Consider the following 17877-nt stretch of genomic DNA (forward strand, 5'->3'; position numbering starts at 1 on the left):
AATTAAACTAATTTTTATCTGCTTAATCTGTAAAATGTACTATGAATTACACAAATTATCTGCGTAAATCAGTTAAAATCTGCGTCATCAGTGTGCCATTTCTCAATCCTTAGAAAACAGCCTTTTTAAAGAAATTGTTTTATCGTAAAAAGTAATTCGGATTCCGAAAAGCAAAATGATTCCACCTAAAACCATTTGTAAAGTTATTTTTTCTTCCAAAAACAACCAAGCCAAAATAGATGTAATTACTGCTTGGCTTAATAAACTCAACGAAACTCTTGTTGCGCGCATGTGCTGCGTTGCATAACTTATCGAAAGCCATGCACATAATTGACAAATTACTGCCTGCAAAACCAATACAAACCAACCGGTATTTGAAAATCCGGTAAAAGGTTCGTTTAATGAATAACAAAGAATCCCTAAATAAAGGCTTGATGACAATAAACTGATCGTCATAAATGAAAGTACATCAACTTCTGAAAGCACATTTTTGCTGACCAAAAGATAAATGGAATACAGAATGCCAGATAAAACGGCAAACAGGAATGCTTTATCGAAGTTTAAGTCGATGAAAAACTCAAAACCAACTAAAGTTATCATTCCGAATAAAGCGACCAATGTTCCGATCCAGAAATTCGTTGCCAGTTTTGCTTTCAAAAAAAAGAAAGAACCGACACCAACCCAAACTGGAGATAAATTTGTCAATAGAGAAGCTTGTGTTGCACTCGATTCCTGAATTGCGATATTCCAAACTGCAACATCAGATGAGAATAAAACACCGCAAAGTATCGCCAAAAGTGTAAATTTTAAACTTGGAAGTTTAAAGTTTTTGCTCAACAGTGTATAAGGCAAAAGCAAAATAACAGCAAAGAACATTCGGTAAAAAGCCGAAATTAGGCCAGGCGTTAAACGTAGTTTTACTAATATGGGGAAAATCGAAATGCAGAGTATACCGCAGATTAAGGCTAATCTTGGTTTGGTGAGTTTCATTTTTGTTTATTTTTCAAGTTTTTTGGCGTATAGTTTAAAAATAAAATTGCGTGAATCAATTAAGAATAATCGACTCACGCAATTTATATAAGGATATAAATCTTTAGTTTACAGTCGATCCATTCGGAGCGTCAGCATCTGGATTTACAAATACCAGTTTTCCTTCAGCATTTGTTGTCATTAGGATCATTCCCTGACTTTCAACACCACGTAAAGCTCTTGGAGCCAAGTTTGCTAAAACAGAAACACGTTTTCCAATGATTTCTTCTGGAGAAAAACTCTCAGCAATTCCCGAAACAATTGTACGAACGTCAATTCCTGTATCAACTTTAAGAACTAAAAGTTTGTTTGCTTTTGGCATTTTTTCAGCTTCTAAAATAGTTCCGATACGAATATCCATTTTCGCAAAATCCTCAAATTGAATTAAGTCTTTTTGTGGTTCTGGTTGTTTGCTTTCAGCAAGATTTGCTGTTTTTGTTGCTTCCAATTTATCTATTTGTTTTTGTATTTCTTCGTCTTCAATTTTAGCGAAAAGCAATTCTGCTTCACCAATTTTATGTCCAGCCGGAATTAAATCTGAATTTTCAGAAATGTCATTCCAACCTAAAGTTTTGTCAATAACAATGTCTTTTGCATCGCGATCTTTTTCTTTAAGGAACTTGCTGAATCCTGCAAAATGCTCTTTAAGATCATTTAAATTCAATATTTTAGAAAGTTTAGCAGCTGTAAAAGGCAAAAATGGTTCAGCTAAAATGCTTAAAGCAGCAGCAATTTGCAGCGCCACATACATTTGCGTTTTTACGCGCTCCGGATTGTCTTTCATCACTTTCCAAGGCTCTTCGTCGGCAAGATATTTGTTTCCTAAACGGGCAACATTCATTAATTCGCCTAAAGCTTCACGGAATCTGTAACGCTCAACCGAACTTGAAATAACAGCCGGATACGCTTTTAATTCTGCTAAAGTTTGTTCATCAACTTCAGTAAATTCATTTGGCGTTGGGATTACACCATCATAATATTTGTTGGTTAAAACTACAACACGATTCACGAAGTTTCCGAAAACAGCAACTAATTCATTGTTATTTCTAGCCTGGAAATCTTTCCACGTAAAATCATTATCTTTTGTTTCCGGCGCGTTTGATGTTAAAGCATAACGCAAAACATCCTGTTTATCTGGAAACTCTTCTAAATATTCGTGTAACCAAACTGCCCAGTTTTTAGAAGTCGAAAGCTTATTTCCTTCCAAATTCAAGAACTCATTTGCCGGAACGTTGTCTGGTAAAATATAACTTCCTTCCGCTTTTAGCATTGCCGGGAAAATGATACAGTGAAAAACAATATTATCTTTTCCAATAAAGTGAACCAATTTCGTTTCTTCATCTTTCCAATATGGCTCCCAGTCTTTTCCTTCGCGTGCTGCCCATTCTTTTGTAGAAGAAATATAGCCGATAGGTGCATCAAACCAAACGTATAATTTTTTTCCTTCCGCACCTTCAACCGGAACGTCAATTCCCCAATCAAGATCACGCGTTACGGCACGAGGCTCTAATCCAGCGTCGATCCAGGATTTAACCTGTCCGTAAACATTCGTTTTCCAGTCGTTTTTATGACCTTCTAAAATCCATTTGGTTAAGAAATCAGAATATCTGTCTAAAGGTAAAAACCAATGTTTTGTTTCTTTTAAAATTGGAGTTTCACCCGTAATTGTCGATTTTGGATTAATCAAATCCGTTGCGTTCAAAGTAGATCCGCAATTTTCGCACTGATCACCATAAGCTCCATCATTGCCACATTTCGGGCAAGTTCCAACAACAAAACGATCTGCTAAAAACTGATTTGCTTTTGCATCGTACAATTGTTCTGTAACTTCTTCAATAAAATCGCCTTTATCATACAAAGTTCTGAAAAATTCTGAAGCCGTATCATGATGGATTTTTGCCGAAGTTCTGGAATAATTGTTGAATGAAATTCCGAAATCAGAAAACGATTTGCGGATAATCCCGTCATATTTATCGATAACTTCCTGTGGTGTAATTCCTTCTTTTTTGGCTTTCATCGAAATTGCAACGCCGTGTTCATCGCTTCCGCAAATAAATGCAACGTCTTTTCCCTGCAAACGCAAGTATCTCGAATAGATATCTGCAGGCACGTAAACCCCCGCCAAATGCCCAATGTGGATTGGTCCATTTGTGTAAGGCAATGCTGCTGTGATTGTATATCTTTTTGGATTCTGTATCATAACTCAATTTTATTGAGTGCAAAAATAAGCAATAGAATTGAGATTTTGTTATTACGCGGAGATTCGCTGAAGTTTTTAATCACGCAAAGACGCATAGTCGCAAAGATTTTTATAAAAATAGATGAATTGATTTTGAAAAGACATTGCGATTGTCAGGCTGAGCGAAGTCGAAACCCCGCAAAGTGATTCAGCACATGTGACTTCGACTTCGCTCAGCCTGACAACACTGTAAATCTTCTTGAATCTCTTAAGAAAAACGCCTTAAAATAGAACCAGTTTAAACTAGCATTCACAGTAAAATCTTCAGGATTTATTTCGCAATCTTTGCCCTTCGAAAAAAAAACAAAAAACAAGTTTTATGAGCAAGACAAAATTAATTATCAATAAAAACGGATCAATCAAAATTGAAGGTGATTTTGAAATCATGGATCCAGAAGGAACAGTTTACGGTTTACAAGGAAGACAAGCACTAGGTCTTTGCCGCTGTGGATTATCAAACAACAAACCATTTTGCGATGGCGGACACAGAAACAATTTCGAACACGATTCTGTTGCGTTTGATTTACCTCCGATGAAAACAAATTAAGAAATTCTATTTCTGTTATAGTAAAAGCTGCATTTATTGCAGCTTTTTTTATTTCCTCAATTTGAAAGAATTTTCGAATAAATAATTGTTTTCTAATCTTAAAAACAGTATATATTTACAAAAAAATGTTAAAACATAAAAAAAATGAAAAGATTTGTAATACTGTTCCTGTTTTTAAGTTTAATGTCGGCAAAAGCTCAAACACAGAGAATAATTTCTAACGATTGGATGGTTTTTCGCCAAACAATAGATATTCAAACTCCAGTAAAGAAAAAATTTAAGGTTATTGCTTCGGCAAAAGTAGAATCAGATGAACCAAAAGCCTGGTCAGGACTTTATGTAAGAGTTTACAATAAAAATGATGAAGATGGTTTTTTTGATAACATGAACGATAGACCAATAAAATCGAAAGAATGGCAATCGTACACCGTTGAAGGAACAATTGATGAGAACAGCCAGACATTAGTTTTTGGAGGGGTTTCGTCGTTGAACGGAAAATTTTATTTTGATAAATTTCAATTATTTATCGAAAATGCAAAAGGTGTTTTTGAACCGGTAACCATTTTAAATTCAAGTTTTGAAACGCCTGCAACCAATACAGATATTCCAAAATGGAGTTTAGGTACACCCAAACAAAAAAATGCTAAGGTTAAGGAATATACCATTTCTTCAGATAAATCAAGCGTAGATGGTAAACGTTCATTACTACTTGAAGGAAAAGGTATCATAATAAAAGAAACCGGAAAAATAGGAAATGTTCCAGGCGCTTCACCAAAAATTGCTGATATGATTTCGATGCTCGAAGACCTTAAAGATCGTGTTGAATACACGGTTAAAAACATGGATCAATACGAAATTGATTACTTGCACGATGAAAAAGCCAACCGAATTGGAGCACTTGTAATGCATTTGGCTGCAGCCGAAAAATACTATCAGGTTTTTACTTTTGAAAATAGAGAATTTAACGAAGAAGAAAAGAAAAAATGGGAGACCGCTTTGAATCTCGACCAAGGCGCGCGAGATGAATTTAAAGGGCACGATATTCAATATTATCTTGATATTTATAATGAAGTAAGAGCAAAAACCATTTCGGAATTAAAGAAAAGAGATGATGAATGGTTTGCGACAATTCAAATGAAATATGATATAAGCAATCAGTATTGCTGGTTTCATGTTATGGAACATCAATCTAGTCATTTGGGACAAATTTTATTTTTGAAAAAGAGAATTCCGCCTCAACCAGAACCACTAAAACCAATTAAGCAAGAGATTAAGAATTAAAATATTGGATATAAAAAAAGCTGCATTTTCTAGATGCAGCTTTTTTTTATGAATTTATTTTACTTGAGATATCCCTTTTGGTAATCTATATAGAACAGTTTGTGTATGTACTGTTCCTGTTTGGGCGTTTTTTGAAACAGATATGGTTTCAGGAGCTTCAAAAATAAAATCGGATTCTAGTTTGAAAAATTCTTTATGAATGATTTTATCTGCCGAGAGTTTTGTAGTAGTAGTATCTTTTATATTGTTTATATTTCTTATCGACTGATCTGCATAATCTACGGTTCCTTCGATATAAGAATTCAAATTATCAACATTATAAACCCATTCTCCTTTGTCAAGTATGTTTATGGTTTTTGTTTTCCCATCGATGATTAATTCATTTTTGCCAATAGGAACTTCAGTTTTAATAAAACTATTTGGAGCGATGGTTTGTGCTGCTTCTGAAGCTATTTTGATTTCTACAGGAGTAGATTTTCCATTGTCAATGTAAAGTGTCGTTCTAAAACTAGAAGAAACAAGAAAAAATGCGATTACAGCTCCTAGCGGTATAAAGAAATAACTTGATTTTTCTAAATGAACAGGCATTCCTTCTTCATCTTCATTATCAATAACAAATTGTTTTCTACTTTTAAAAATGTAATACAACGCACCAATTATTAAAATTCCATTTATTGGAGCGCTTATAAAAAATGGAATTTGATTAAATGAACTGTATAATAAGTAATTAAGTATGTAAAATAGAAAGATTGCTACTGCAAGTCGGGTAAGAATTATAATTCGATCCATATTAATAGTTGTTAAAAGTAGATTATGGGTTAAATGTTAAATTAACCCAAATATATTGTTTTTATCCATCTTTTAACAATTACTGTTTTAATTTGGTGTCAAATTATGCGAATATTTTGTAGTTAAATATAAAGTTCCCCTTTCATGGTTATAATCGAAGAACCGCCAACTAAAATATCTTCTTCACGATTCATGACTTCAATCATTGAGGCCTGTTTTAATTTTACGCCCTGAAGAATTTTATATTCTTTGTCAGACTTGGTGAATTTCTTTTGGGTTAAAAAACCAATTAAAGGTCCTGCAGCAGTTCCTGTCGCCGGATCTTCAATAATTCCGATTATCGGGTTGAAAAATCTTGTTTCTACTATATGTTCTTGGCCTTCATCAGCGATGGTAAAACAATAAAAACCTTCAAAATTATATTCTTTTGATATTTCAATCAAAAGCTGATTGTCCGGAACAAAGCTGTTGAGCAAGTAACTGTTTTTTATAGGAACCATTATGTGTGCAACTTCTGTTTTAACTATCGTTGGAACAAAAGCATTTACATCTAAATCTTCAATTTTTAAGCCGAGTGCTACGGCAATTCTATAGGTTGGAATTTCCTGTTTGATGACTGCCGATTTTTGATGCATTTGCACGACAGGATAAAAGGTATTGGTGTCAAAACTTACAGTCAACGGAATTGCAGAATGTTTCATAATTACAAAAGGTTCGCTTTCATTTTGTTCGTCAAAAATGGGCATTCCTTTTAGAAGAGCTCCACAGACTGCACCGAGTAAATTATGTCCGGCACCGTCGATTTCGATTCCGGTTGGGGTAAACGAACGAACTATAAGTGCTTTATCTCTTGTAGAATAATAGACAAAAGAGGTTTCGGAATAGCGAAATTCTTTAGAAATATCTTTATAAGTTTCTAGTTTTAGATTGCCATCTGTAAAAACCACAGAAAGCGGATTTCCTTTATAGCTTTCGTTTGAAAATACATCTAAAACGTAATATTCTAATGCTTTTCTTCCTTCCATTCCTTTTTCTTTTTTTTAGACGGAATAAAGTTACTGTTTATACTATACTAAAGCAATAGGTATTACAACATTCGTTTTCCTTCGGCACTAAATTTTATTGCTTTTTCCAATCTCGAAATTCTGGTTTTTTCTTGTTTGGCGCTCATAATCACGTGAATTATTACTTTTCTGTACGATGGTGCCTGATTGCTAAAATATTCCCAAGCTGTTTTATTGGCTTTAAATAGCTTTTCGAGTTCAGGATCGAGAACATATGCTTCATTTTCATGCGAGTAAATTTTGGATCTTTCGTCAGATTTTAATTCGAAAGCTTTTTTGCCTTCTTCCATCATCAATCCGGCTTTTGTGAGTACTTCGACTTTTTTAATGTTGATAGCGCTCCAAATACTTGATTTTTTTCTTGGCGTAAAACGGATGGTGTAACTTTCATCGTCAATAGTTTTTCGGATGCCGTCAATCCAGCCAAAACAAAGCGCCTGATCAACAGATTCTGACCAGGTCATGCAAGGTTTTTTGCTTTTTACTTTGTAGAAACCTACTACGAGTTGAGTTTCTGTTTTATGATGCTTTTCTAACCAAGCTCTGAATTTTTCTTGAGTGGAGAAGAAGGTTGGTTCCATTTTATTCCGTTATTGTTATTTGTAAAAGTATTATAAATAACAGAAAAAACGCAATTATTTAAAAACCACCTTTTTGTTTGATTTTGCTATTTTAACAATATGAAAAGGCTGTGTAATTATTGAAGTCAGATTGCCTTTGTTTAATTGTTCGACTTTGACTATAATCTGGCTGTTTGATTGTGAAATTTTGGTAATGTCGATTGAATAACCGCCACTCTTGCGCACTTCATCAAAAACAGCAATAACCTGATATTTGCTAAAATCGATATTTGTGTCAGGTGAAATATATAAAGCTTGCGTAATGATATTTAATTTTTCTAATAAAGCATTCCAGTCGGTTTGACTTGTGATTACCAGATTTGATTTAGGAATCGTTCCGGGGTATGCTCCGTAAGTGTCTCTTTGGTAAATTGTTGTAAACGCAACATCTGATCTTTCATCATCGTTATTGCTGCAACTTGCTAATGTTAATGCAAGGGTTAAAAATAAAATAATCTGTTTCATGGTTTTGGTTTTTAGGTTGAAAATTTAATTGTAATAGTTTATTAATTAAACAGATAGCTTTTTTGTTAAAAGGTTGCGTATCAATTTTAATCTTTTTGAAAAACATAAAAAAATGATTTTTCTCTGATGAAACGGGGATTGCGTTAGGGATAGTAGTGGAAAGCCCACAGCCTGACGAAGGAAGTGCGAGGACTTGTAGCGGATAGCCCGGCCCGCCGCAGCGGGAAACGCCCAAAAAAATATTTTCGAAGCTATTACTATTTATCCGAAATTTGCAAAACAATTCCGGAACAAAAAGCGCTTTATAATTAAAGAAGAGAAATCATGGCAAAAGGACCTGAAAAAAACACGAAAAACAAGGCTTTGCATACTAAATTGCTGAATAGGAAAAAAGCAAAACTTCGTGAGGAGAAAGAAGCGCAGAAACTTCGCTTGAAGGCGTTAGTTGCAAAAATAAATGAACAGAAGAAAAACGGCGAATCGGAGAGCAAGTAAATCAGCTTGCAGATTTTTCGGTTTTAGTTTAAACAATACAAAATAATATATAATGGAGGAATTCGGTAGAATAATAGTTTCAGAAACGGCAATGAATAGTGGTAATGCGCAGGATATTATCAATTCAAATATTTCGGTAATTAATTTAATGCGCGAGGAAAAAGTCGATGATGATTTGATTCATGAAGATGCTTTAATGAGTTATTATCTGGATTTTTATACGCAACAATATGCAGCGGGAAATTTTTCGCAGTTTGTTTATAATTCGGGTTGGAATAAGGAATTGAATGAACTTATTGAAGAAGGTCTTGCTTTAATTGGTGCCGAAAAACATTTACAATTGTTTCAGTCGCAATCAAAAAGAGTGAAGTTATTGAGTACGGTTAAAATTGCTAAATTTTTAAAGGGCAAATTTGAAGGTGTAAATCCGACCAGGGATTTATTGAACAACAATGCTTTTTTTGCATTGGATGAAAATCTAACAGAAATGAATGCGAATTTCCTGAAAAATCATCCCGATTTTGAAGTGCTTCCGGTTGATGAAATTTTCTCGGTTTTGGAGGAATTTGTTGGGCATGAGATTAAAAGAGCTTAGCTTTTTACTTACAAAGTTATAAAGTTGCAAAGGCTCAAAGGTTTTTGATGAAAAGTGTTTTGTAAATTATTGTATTTCAATTAATTGATTTAATTTTAGTTGTTTCTAAAATCTGGAGAATTTTATGGAAGAACTTACACATATCAAATCGGTTATTGGGATTATTTTGGGTTTGGGTTTAACGCATTTAATTAAAGGTTCGGTTATTTTTATTCAGCATCCGGGACGAAAAAAAATCTATTTTGTGCACTCGCTCTGGGTGTTTTATGTTTTTTTGCTTCTTATTCATTTTTGGTGGTGGGAGTTTAATCTCAAATTAATTCACGAATGGTATTTTGCCGATTATTTCTTTATAATCTGTTATATCTTAATCTATTATTTGCTTTGTGCGATTTTATATCCTGATGATTTGGTTGATTATACGGGATATGAAGATTATTTTTACTCAAGGAAAAATTGGTTTTTTGCCATCCTGGCGATCAGTTTTATTGCTGATATGATTGATACGGCGATTAAAGGCGGCGATTATTTTTTATATAACCAAACGGAATATTACGTTAGGATTATTATCCATATTTTGCTTTGTCTGGTGGCGATTAAAATTCATAATAAAGTTTTTCATACTGTTTTGGCAGTTTTGTTTATCGTTTACGAGCTGTCTTATATTTTACGATTGTTCAATATTGAGTAAAAAAGATTTAAGGATTTGGTTTTTAATTTTATCCATATTCTTGTAAATTCGCTTGAATGGATTAAGCTTTTTAATAGTTTCAAAATGAGATATAAATGCAGTCAGATATTGTTTTTTCTTTTGATGCAAATTGGATTTTCTCAAAACAAAATCAATCTTTTTTCAGAGATCAATTATAATTCGATTCCAGCTGTTTCTTTAAACGATTATAAATCGGTACAAGACCGCAGCAGCCAATTGCAAAATCCGAATATTGCTTTAGGAGTTGGGATTTCTGGTGGTGGATCACGCGCGCAGTTTTTTAGTCTGGGCGTACTTTTGGGTTTGGAAGAAGTTCAGGAAGATAATTCAAATCGTAATTTTTTGAATGAAATCGATTATTTTTCAACGGTTTCGGGAGGTTGTTATTCGGCTGGATATTATTTGACTATTCTGAAAAACAAATTGCAATATGATAATTGTACGTTCAATGAATTTTATTTTTCCAAGAATGATGCCTATAAATCTGATGTAAATAAATCGGCTACGCTTCTTTCTCTTCTCAATAACAGCCGAAATGAAAAAGGCGAAAAAGTTTCAATGTCGCAACGATTAGATTTGGAGGTTTTGCAGTATGATAGTACAAATCCGGAAAACGAGAATAAATTTAAAAGTCAAATGCTTTTGTCTGATTTTTTTATTCCGAAAGAAAGCAAGCTAAATCCGCAATTGCCCATGATGGTTGCCAACGGAACGGCGTATAACAACGGAGAACGTTTTCCGTTTATGCCGCACATTATTCATGCCTTGAAAATCAATTCGTCTTTAGCACCAAATAAAGCATCGCTTCCGCTTGACGGAAATCAGATCAATAATGGTTATGATTTTCCGCTGACTTATGCTATTACGGCAAGTTCTGCTTTTCCGGGAGTTCTTCCAAAAACTAAATTCGGAATCAAAAATCAGGAAAAAATTTTGTGCGTGATCGATGGTGGCGCGTCGGACAATATGGGTTATGAAACTTTGATTGAATTGCTACATAGCGATACGAAAGTAAAAGACAAAAATAAAAAAGCTCTTTTTATTGATTGTTTGGGACCGGGAAAAAAAGCGCCTTTTATAAATGATGAGAAAATCAAATTGATTTCGTTGTTGGAAACAGCATCTTTATATACGGTTCAAACCCGATATATTACTTTTGAAAGAGATGTTGAAAATGTTTTGGACAGATATAAAATCCCCACTTCAAATTACCAGATTATTGGTTTTACAACTTTGCGTGATTATCTGTTGACACTAAAAAAAGATCAGGGATACGAAAATTTGGCTTTACAACTGAAAAATACGGATGATGAAGCTGCAAGCTGGCTTAAGCTTTATGAGGATTTCAGAAATCAGTTAATTGAAAAATTTGGGTATGACCATTTTAAGAAAGATAAAAATGGTCAAATATTACTTTCTAGTTTAGAAAAAGAAACGTTTAAGGATTTTGGAGCAAAGGAACTTTTGATGCTTTATGAATATACTTCGCACGTTGAAACAAAACTGAAAACAACTCCAGAAGAAAAAGAAATGCTATTATTGGCCGGGCGTTTTGCCGCTTTTTTAAAAACAAATGAGTTGAAAGAATTGCTGACAGAAGATAAAGGATTGTAAATATAATCCTGATTAAAAAATCTTCGAAGGAAAATAAAAGGACAAATGCCCAATTAAGATTTTACCTTAATTGAGCATTGTTAGAATCTGCATATTCAACCTGAATTGCTTTAATTTCTTCGTCAAGTTCTAATAATCCACTAAAAGCACCTTGCATCATTGTGGCTGCTTTCACTTCGTTATCTTTAGTTGTTAAAATATCGATGTTGGCTTCAAAACCATCCATTGAGGCTATGCTAATGTCAAACATATCCAGCATTGTTTTTCTAAGACCTTTATCTGTGCTTAACGGCATTAAAAGATCAACAGGTTTTTGTGCGGCAACTAATTTATTTCTTGTTGAAGCAATCAATTTCAGAAAATCTTTTTTTGATTCTGGCTTTCCAATATAGTTTAAACTACTTGTAAGGAATGCGTCATTTGCTTCAAAAAGCTTTTTATGAGCATCAACAATTTGATTGTTATAACTCGTAGTAGTCTGTTGATTACAACTTATAAACGTTGTAGAAATAATAAATAAGAGCAATAAAGTAATTTTTTTCATAAGTTTTGACGTTGTAAATTATTGTTAAAACAAATATATCAGAATTATTTTAGTAAGTTATCTTTATAATATAATTTTCACAGGATTGATTTTTAATTATTTAAGATTTTTAATGATTTTTATGAATTTACTTACGAATTTGTAATAATTATATAAACGTTTGAGCAAGTTATGTAACAAACCTGCGAAGCTTTAAAATTAATTTAGCAGTATTAATTTTTAAAGAAATCAAACATGAAAACTAAACGTATATTATTCGGGTTATTACTATGTATTGGATTATCAACTGTTTCGTGCAGTAGTGATGATAATGAAGGAGAAACGCTAATTCCCCTAGAAGGAAAATGGAATCTTAGTAAAACAGGAACCGTAGTAGGAGGTACAGAAACTTTAATCGATGCGCCACAAAATCAAAGCGGATGCGACAGAGATTATCTGCAGTTGAAATTAGATAATACTGCAACAATCGGAGATTATGATTCAACTGTGAGCGCTTGTGCTTTAACAACTCAAACCGGAATCTATTCAAGATCACATAATAATTTAACCATTTCTATTACAGGTGGTGCAAGTACAACGCAAGATATTGTAAATCTTACGCTTTCAGAACTTAAACTTAGAGATGCAAGTGGAAAGATTACGGTATATACCAGATAATCTTATAAAAATTAAATCTTGAATTGTCAGGATTTATAATGAAACGGAAATGGCTTTTTTAAAAGTTATTTCCGTTTTTTTTATAGTTTAGGTTTATCTTAATTGACCTTTGTTGTAATAAGCGTACTGAACCTGTAATTCACGGATAAGTTGATCGAGTTCTCTGAATTCTGAGAGAGGTTTTTCAAATAATTTGAATGCTTTTTCAGCATTGCCTGTTTTTGTAATCAGGTCAGTATTTGCGGCATAAAAGAACATGGCATTTTCAGTAGAAGAATACATTTCTAAAATGGTTCTTCTTAAACCATGATCTTTAAAAGGAACTAAATTTTCAACCGCTTTTCTATCTTCTATTACTTTTCTTTTTGTTTCTTCGATTAAGTCAGCTAACAATTTTTTAGATTCCGGTTTTCCTATATAAGTTGTTGCTTTTTCATAGAAATTATCATTGATGAAAAGCAATTTTTGATGGGCACGAACAATTGTATTATTGTAGGTTTCAAGAGTCTGTTGATTACAACTTGTGATTGCAAACGAAAAAATAATTAAAAAGAAAAGTATTGTTTTTTTCATAGGTTTAAGCTTTGTAAAAGATCAATTACAAATATATAGAAATAGCGTTAAGAGTTTAAAATGTATATTTTTAGATTTGGAAGAAATTAATATTTAAAGTTAGAAGAGATTTCAATCGGAAAGTAACAAAAAGAAATCAAACCATAAAGTTTGTCCTGATTGTTAACAAACATTTCCTTAAATTTGCTTCCGTTATAAAATAAAATAGTTACAAAAATTAAGCTATGTTACAAATCGCATTTATTAGAGAGAATCAAGAGAAAGTAATCAAGGCTTTGGCAAAACGAAATATCGATGCTAAAAGTGTTGTTGAAGAGGTGGTGCAATTAGATGAAAACCGTCGTGCTGCGCAAGTAGAATTAGACAATGTTTTATCTGAATCTAATAAATTGTCCAAAGACATCGGCGAATTAATGAAAGCTGGAGAGAAATCAAAAGCGGCGATTTTAAAAGAAAAAACAGTTTCATTAAAAGAAAAAAGCAAAGAACTTGGTGAAAAAGCCGAAGCTCTTGCTGTTGAATTGACAAATAAATTATACACTTTACCAAATCTTCCAGCAGATATTGTTCCTGAAGGAAAAACTCCGGATGACAATTTGAATGTTTTTGAAGAAGGCGAAGTTCCGGTTTTACACGAAGGCGCACAGCCGCACTGGGAATTGGTAAAAAAATATGATATCATCGATTTTGAATTGGGTGTAAAAATTACTGGTGCAGGTTTTCCGGTTTACAAAGGAAAAGGTGCTCGTTTACAACGTGCTTTGATCAATTATTTTTTAGATAAAAATACTGCTGCAGGATATAATGAAGTTCAGGTGCCGCATTTGGTAAATGAAGCTTCAGGTTACGGAACAGGGCAATTGCCAGATAAAGAAGGACAAATGTACCATGCAACGGTTGATGATTTATATTTAATTCCAACTGCTGAGGTTCCGGTTACAAATTTATTCCGTGACGTTATTTTAAACGAAAGCGAATTACCAGTTTTACATACTGCTTACACGCCATGTTTCCGTCGTGAAGCAGGTTCTTATGGAGCTCACGTTCGTGGATTAAACCGTTTGCACCAGTTTGACAAAGTTGAAATTGTACGTATCGAACATCCTGAAAAGTCGTATGAAGCACTTGACGGAATGGTTGAACACGTAAAAAATATTCTTCAGGAATTAAAATTGCCATACAGAATTTTACGTCTTTGCGGAGGCGATATGGGATTCACATCGGCTTTGACTTATGATTTTGAAGTGTTTTCTACAGCGCAGGATCGTTGGTTAGAGATCAGTTCTGTTTCTAACTTCGAAACTTTTCAGGCAAATCGTTTGAAATTACGTTTCAAAGATAAAGATGGAAAAAATCAATTGGCTCATACATTAAACGGAAGTTCATTGGCTTTACCAAGAGTTTTGGCCGGAATTTTAGAAAATTACCAAACTCCAGAAGGAATCGTAATTCCAGAAGTTTTACGTCCTTACTGTGGATTTGATATTATAAACTAAATTTTTCGTAATTTAGGGAATTAAACCTAACAGGTTTTTAAACCTGTTAGGTTTCTTAGTTTTAATAATGAGCATAAATAAAACAACATGAGCGCAATTTTAAATTGGGATGTAGATCCTGTAATAGTAATGATTACAGATAGTTTTCCTCTGAAATATTATGGGGCTCTTTTTGCCTCTGGACTTTTATTAGGCTATTATATTGTTAGAAATATTTATAAAAAAGAAAATATTTCCATAGAAAATCTGGATAGTTTATTGGTTTACGTAATTGTAGGAACCATTTTAGGAGCAAGATTAGGACATTGCTTTTTTTATGAACCTGAATATTTTCTTAAGCATCCAATAGAAATACTTTTGCCAATTCAGAAAATTGGTGGAATTTACAAGTTTGTTGGTTTTCAGGGATTAGCAAGTCATGGCGGAACAATAGGGGTTTTAATTGCGATGATTTTATATTGTAGAAAATATAAAGTAAAGTTTTTATGGCTATTGGATCGAATGGCAATTGGCGTTCCTGTTACAGGTGCTTTTATTAGATTCGGAAATTTTATGAATTCGGAGATTTACGGAAAACCTACTAATGGAAATTGGGGTGTTGTTTTTCAAAGAGATGATTTAATTCCGAGACATCCAACGCAGTTGTACGAAGCATTTTCGTATCTGTTGATTTTTGGAATTTTATTTTGGATGTACAAATCAGATAAAATAAAGAAAACTAGCGGATTACTATTCGGATGTTTTCTAACATTATTGTTTTTGGCTAGATTTATAATTGAATTTTTCAAGGAAAATCAGGAAACTTTTGAAAATAGTATGATTATAAATATGGGACAAATTTTAAGTATTCCCTTTATTTTAATTGGATTAACTTTGATTGTTTGGAAGTCAAAACTTGAAATTAATAAGGGATTTTAAAACTACGTAGATTTCTTAATTATTTAAAATACCACATTAAAAAATAGAAATATGAAAAACATCTTTATCTATATCGTTTTGTTGTGGTCAAGTCTTACATTTTCCCAAAATGAGCAATTGGCTCAATATTATTTCGACAAAGGCGATTTCGAAAAAGCAAAAGTCAGTTATGAAGAGCTTTTAGCCAGCGTGCCATCAAATACCCAATATTTTTTAAGAGTTGTCGACTGCTATCAGCAATTACAGCAATATGCTGTGGCTGAAAAGGCAATTCAGGATCGTTATAGCAAATACAAACAAGGTGTTTTTTTAGTTGAATTGGGCTATAATTTCCAATTGCAAAAAAACGAATCCAAAGCAAGAAATTATTACGATCAGGCAATTGAAAAAATCAAAGCCAATCCGAATGATGTTTATGGAATTGGAAATTCGTTCGAGAAAAAAGTATTGATCGAATATGCCTTAAAAGCCTATCAGACTGCAATGCAAATTCAGCCGAACTACAATTTTAATTTCCAGATCGGAATGTTGTATGGTCAATTAGGAAAGACAGACGAAATGATTGATCTTCTGTTGACAGAATCGTATAAAAATCCGCAAAATGCTAATTTGATTCAGACCCAATTATCACGTTTCATGAATGGCGAAACGGATAATACTGCGTTTAAAGATGCTATGCGAAAAGCCCTGATTTTAAAAACACAGAAAGATCAGGATGTTTTCTGGAATCACTATTTAAGCTGGTTTTATGTTCAGCAGAAAGAATTTGAAAAAGCCTTTATTCAGGAAAAAGCGATTTACAAACGCGAACCTGAATCACTTTCGAGCATCGTCAATTTGAGTCAGTTTGCACTGAATGAAGACGATACTGAAACTGCAGCTGAAATCCTGAATTTTATTCTTTTAAATACCAAAGATTTAGATTTGTTGGTGCAGTCCAATTATTATTTGATGGAAATCAAAATAGACAAAGCACAGGAAAAAGATTATCCGACAATTGATGCCGAACTACAGCAATTGCTCACAACGTACGATATAACGCCTTTTACTTTATCTTTGCAATTGATTAAAGCGCATTTCACTGCTTTTAATCTGAAAAAGCCAGAAGAAGGTATTGCGATTGTAAAACGTGCTTTAGAACTCAATTTAAATGATTATCAGGAGGCAGATGCCAAAATGGAATTGGGAGATATTTTGCTTTTGCAGGAAAAATTCAATCAGGCGCTTATTTATTATTCGCAGATTCAATTGGATTTGAAGAATGATGTTATGGCGCATGAAGCGAGTTTGAAAGCGGCGAAAACAAGTTATTATAAAACTGATTTTGAATGGGCTTTGAAACAGTTCAAAGAATTAAAATCGGCAAATACGCAATTGATCGCCAATGATGCTCTTGAATATTTCTTGTTGATAAACGATAACACCGCCGCTGATTCGACACAAACCGCATTAAAACAGTTTGCAAAAGGTGATTTTTTAATTTATCAAAATAAAAAATCAGAAGCAATTACGCAATTTCAAAACATTCTGAAAACCTATAAAGGTCAGGAAATAGAAGCTGTTACAATGTTGCGTTTAGGTAAAATTTACGAAAGTCTGAAAGATTATAATTCGGCTTTAAGCCAATATCAGCAGATCATTGATCATCATGGAGATGGCATTTATGTTGATGAAGCATTGTTTTTTTCGGCAGAAATTTACAATGATGAACTAAAAGATACAGAAAAAGCAAAGCCTTTGTATGAAAAGGTAATTTTCAATCATCAGGACAGTATTTACTTTGTTGATGCAAGAAAAAAATACCGCGAGTTAAGAGGAGATAAGAATTTATAATTTGGTTTAACCGGTGAATCGATTAACCGGTTAACCGAATTAACGATTAAACAATAAAAAATGATTATTTACAACATCACCACAAATATACACGAAAGCGTTCACGACCAATGGTTGAAATGGATGCAGGAAAAACATATTCCGGAAATTCTTGCGACAGAAAAATTTTCATCGGCAAGAATTGTTAAGGTTTTAGTTGAAGAAGAAATGGGCGGAATCACATATTCGGTTCAATATACAACAGATAGTAAAGATACTCTTGAAAAATATTATTTGGAAGATCAACCAAAATTTGACAGAGAAGCTTTAGAGTTATTTGCAGACAAAATGCTTTCTTTTAGAACAGAATTGGAGGTTATTTCAGAACATTAAAGAAGAATAAGCTTCGTTTCTTTGTGTCTTAGTG

19 protein-coding genes are annotated in these 17877 nt (G+C 33.2%); 11 read left to right on the forward strand and 8 right to left on the reverse strand.

Going from position 1 to position 17877, the window contains the following annotated elements:
• Window positions 1-102 precede the first annotated feature (102 nt).
• Both FN795_RS15235 and metG read right to left on the reverse strand, forming a co-directional pair.
• Entirely contained in the window at window positions 103-990 is an 888-nt protein-coding gene (locus FN795_RS15235; RefSeq protein WP_142451394.1) for a DMT family transporter, read from the reverse strand.
• 103 nt (window positions 991-1093) lie between these two features.
• Window positions 1094-3229, reverse strand: coding sequence for a methionine--tRNA ligase (metG, locus tag FN795_RS15240; protein ID WP_142451395.1), 2136 nt, complete (start codon window positions 3227-3229; stop codon window positions 1094-1096).
• 358 nt (window positions 3230-3587) lie between these two features.
• Between metG and FN795_RS15245 the strand changes: the two genes are divergently transcribed.
• Window positions 3588-3815 (forward strand): CDGSH iron-sulfur domain-containing protein, encoded by a 228-nt coding sequence (locus tag FN795_RS15245; protein ID WP_142451396.1) that lies wholly within the window; start codon window positions 3588-3590, stop codon window positions 3813-3815.
• A gap of 144 nt (window positions 3816-3959) precedes the next feature.
• Window positions 3960-5096, forward strand: coding sequence for a mycothiol transferase (locus FN795_RS15250; protein ID WP_142451397.1), 1137 nt, complete (start codon window positions 3960-3962; stop codon window positions 5094-5096).
• 54 nt (window positions 5097-5150) lie between these two features.
• On the opposite strand, the gene FN795_RS15255 is transcribed toward FN795_RS15250, so the two are convergent.
• The 4 genes from FN795_RS15255 to FN795_RS15270 form a co-directional block, all read right to left on the reverse strand.
• Complete coding sequence (locus FN795_RS15255; protein WP_142451398.1) at window positions 5151-5885, reverse strand: hypothetical protein; 735 nt, start codon at window positions 5883-5885, stop codon at window positions 5151-5153.
• Window positions 5886-6007: 122 nt separating this feature from the next.
• A complete protein-coding gene (locus tag FN795_RS15260; RefSeq protein ID WP_142451399.1) occupies window positions 6008-6910 on the reverse strand; it encodes a PhzF family phenazine biosynthesis protein in 903 nt (300 codons plus the stop codon).
• Window positions 6911-6972: 62 nt separating this feature from the next.
• On the reverse strand, window positions 6973-7530 hold the full coding sequence (locus FN795_RS15265) for a YdeI/OmpD-associated family protein (protein WP_142451400.1): 558 nt from the start codon (window positions 7528-7530) through the stop codon (window positions 6973-6975).
• Window positions 7531-7584: 54 nt separating this feature from the next.
• Window positions 7585-8034, reverse strand: a complete 450-nt coding sequence (locus FN795_RS15270; protein WP_142451401.1) for a protease complex subunit PrcB family protein — start codon at window positions 8032-8034, stop codon at window positions 7585-7587.
• A gap of 324 nt (window positions 8035-8358) precedes the next feature.
• Here FN795_RS15270 and FN795_RS21435 point away from each other — a divergent pair, with 324 nt between their 5' ends.
• The 4 genes from FN795_RS21435 (at window position 8359) to FN795_RS15285 (ending at window position 11450) form a co-directional block, all read left to right on the forward strand.
• Window positions 8359-8529: a hypothetical protein gene (locus FN795_RS21435; RefSeq protein ID WP_167498086.1), complete on the forward strand. Its 171-nt coding sequence runs from the start codon at window positions 8359-8361 to the stop codon at window positions 8527-8529.
• Between the two features lie 52 nt (window positions 8530-8581).
• A complete protein-coding gene (locus FN795_RS15275) occupies window positions 8582-9124 on the forward strand; it encodes a DMP19 family protein (RefSeq protein ID WP_142451402.1) in 543 nt (180 codons plus the stop codon).
• 124 nt (window positions 9125-9248) lie between these two features.
• On the forward strand, window positions 9249-9815 hold the full coding sequence (locus FN795_RS15280; RefSeq protein WP_142451403.1) for a hypothetical protein: 567 nt from the start codon (window positions 9249-9251) through the stop codon (window positions 9813-9815).
• 84 nt (window positions 9816-9899) lie between these two features.
• A complete protein-coding gene (locus FN795_RS15285) occupies window positions 9900-11450 on the forward strand; it encodes a patatin-like phospholipase family protein (protein ID WP_142451404.1) in 1551 nt (516 codons plus the stop codon).
• 61 nt (window positions 11451-11511) lie between these two features.
• Here FN795_RS15285 and FN795_RS15290 read toward each other — a convergent pair whose 3' ends face one another.
• Window positions 11512-11994, reverse strand: coding sequence for a hypothetical protein (locus tag FN795_RS15290; protein ID WP_142451405.1), 483 nt, complete (start codon window positions 11992-11994; stop codon window positions 11512-11514).
• 234 nt (window positions 11995-12228) lie between these two features.
• Here FN795_RS15290 and FN795_RS15295 point away from each other — a divergent pair, with 234 nt between their 5' ends.
• A complete protein-coding gene (locus FN795_RS15295; protein ID WP_142451406.1) occupies window positions 12229-12651 on the forward strand; it encodes a lipocalin-like domain-containing protein in 423 nt (140 codons plus the stop codon).
• A gap of 93 nt (window positions 12652-12744) precedes the next feature.
• Here FN795_RS15295 and FN795_RS15300 read toward each other — a convergent pair whose 3' ends face one another.
• Window positions 12745-13224, reverse strand: coding sequence for a hypothetical protein (locus tag FN795_RS15300; RefSeq protein WP_142451407.1), 480 nt, complete (start codon window positions 13222-13224; stop codon window positions 12745-12747).
• A gap of 224 nt (window positions 13225-13448) precedes the next feature.
• Between FN795_RS15300 and serS the strand changes: the two genes are divergently transcribed.
• From serS to FN795_RS15320, 4 genes are all read left to right on the forward strand, one after another.
• Window positions 13449-14720, forward strand: a complete 1272-nt coding sequence (serS, locus tag FN795_RS15305; protein ID WP_142451408.1) for a serine--tRNA ligase — start codon at window positions 13449-13451, stop codon at window positions 14718-14720.
• Window positions 14721-14807: 87 nt separating this feature from the next.
• Window positions 14808-15638, forward strand: coding sequence for a prolipoprotein diacylglyceryl transferase (lgt, locus tag FN795_RS15310; RefSeq protein ID WP_142451409.1), 831 nt, complete (start codon window positions 14808-14810; stop codon window positions 15636-15638).
• 51 nt (window positions 15639-15689) lie between these two features.
• Window positions 15690-17471, forward strand: a complete 1782-nt coding sequence (locus FN795_RS15315) for a tetratricopeptide repeat protein (RefSeq protein ID WP_142451410.1) — start codon at window positions 15690-15692, stop codon at window positions 17469-17471.
• Window positions 17472-17531: 60 nt separating this feature from the next.
• The gene (locus FN795_RS15320) at window positions 17532-17843 is read left to right on the forward strand and encodes a DUF4286 family protein (RefSeq protein WP_035652807.1); all 312 of its coding nucleotides are present in this window, start codon (window positions 17532-17534) and stop codon (window positions 17841-17843) included.
• Window positions 17844-17877: the final 34 nt, after the last annotated feature.

The organism is Flavobacterium resistens (assembly GCF_900182645.1).
Classification (GTDB): domain Bacteria; phylum Bacteroidota; class Bacteroidia; order Flavobacteriales; family Flavobacteriaceae; genus Flavobacterium; species Flavobacterium resistens.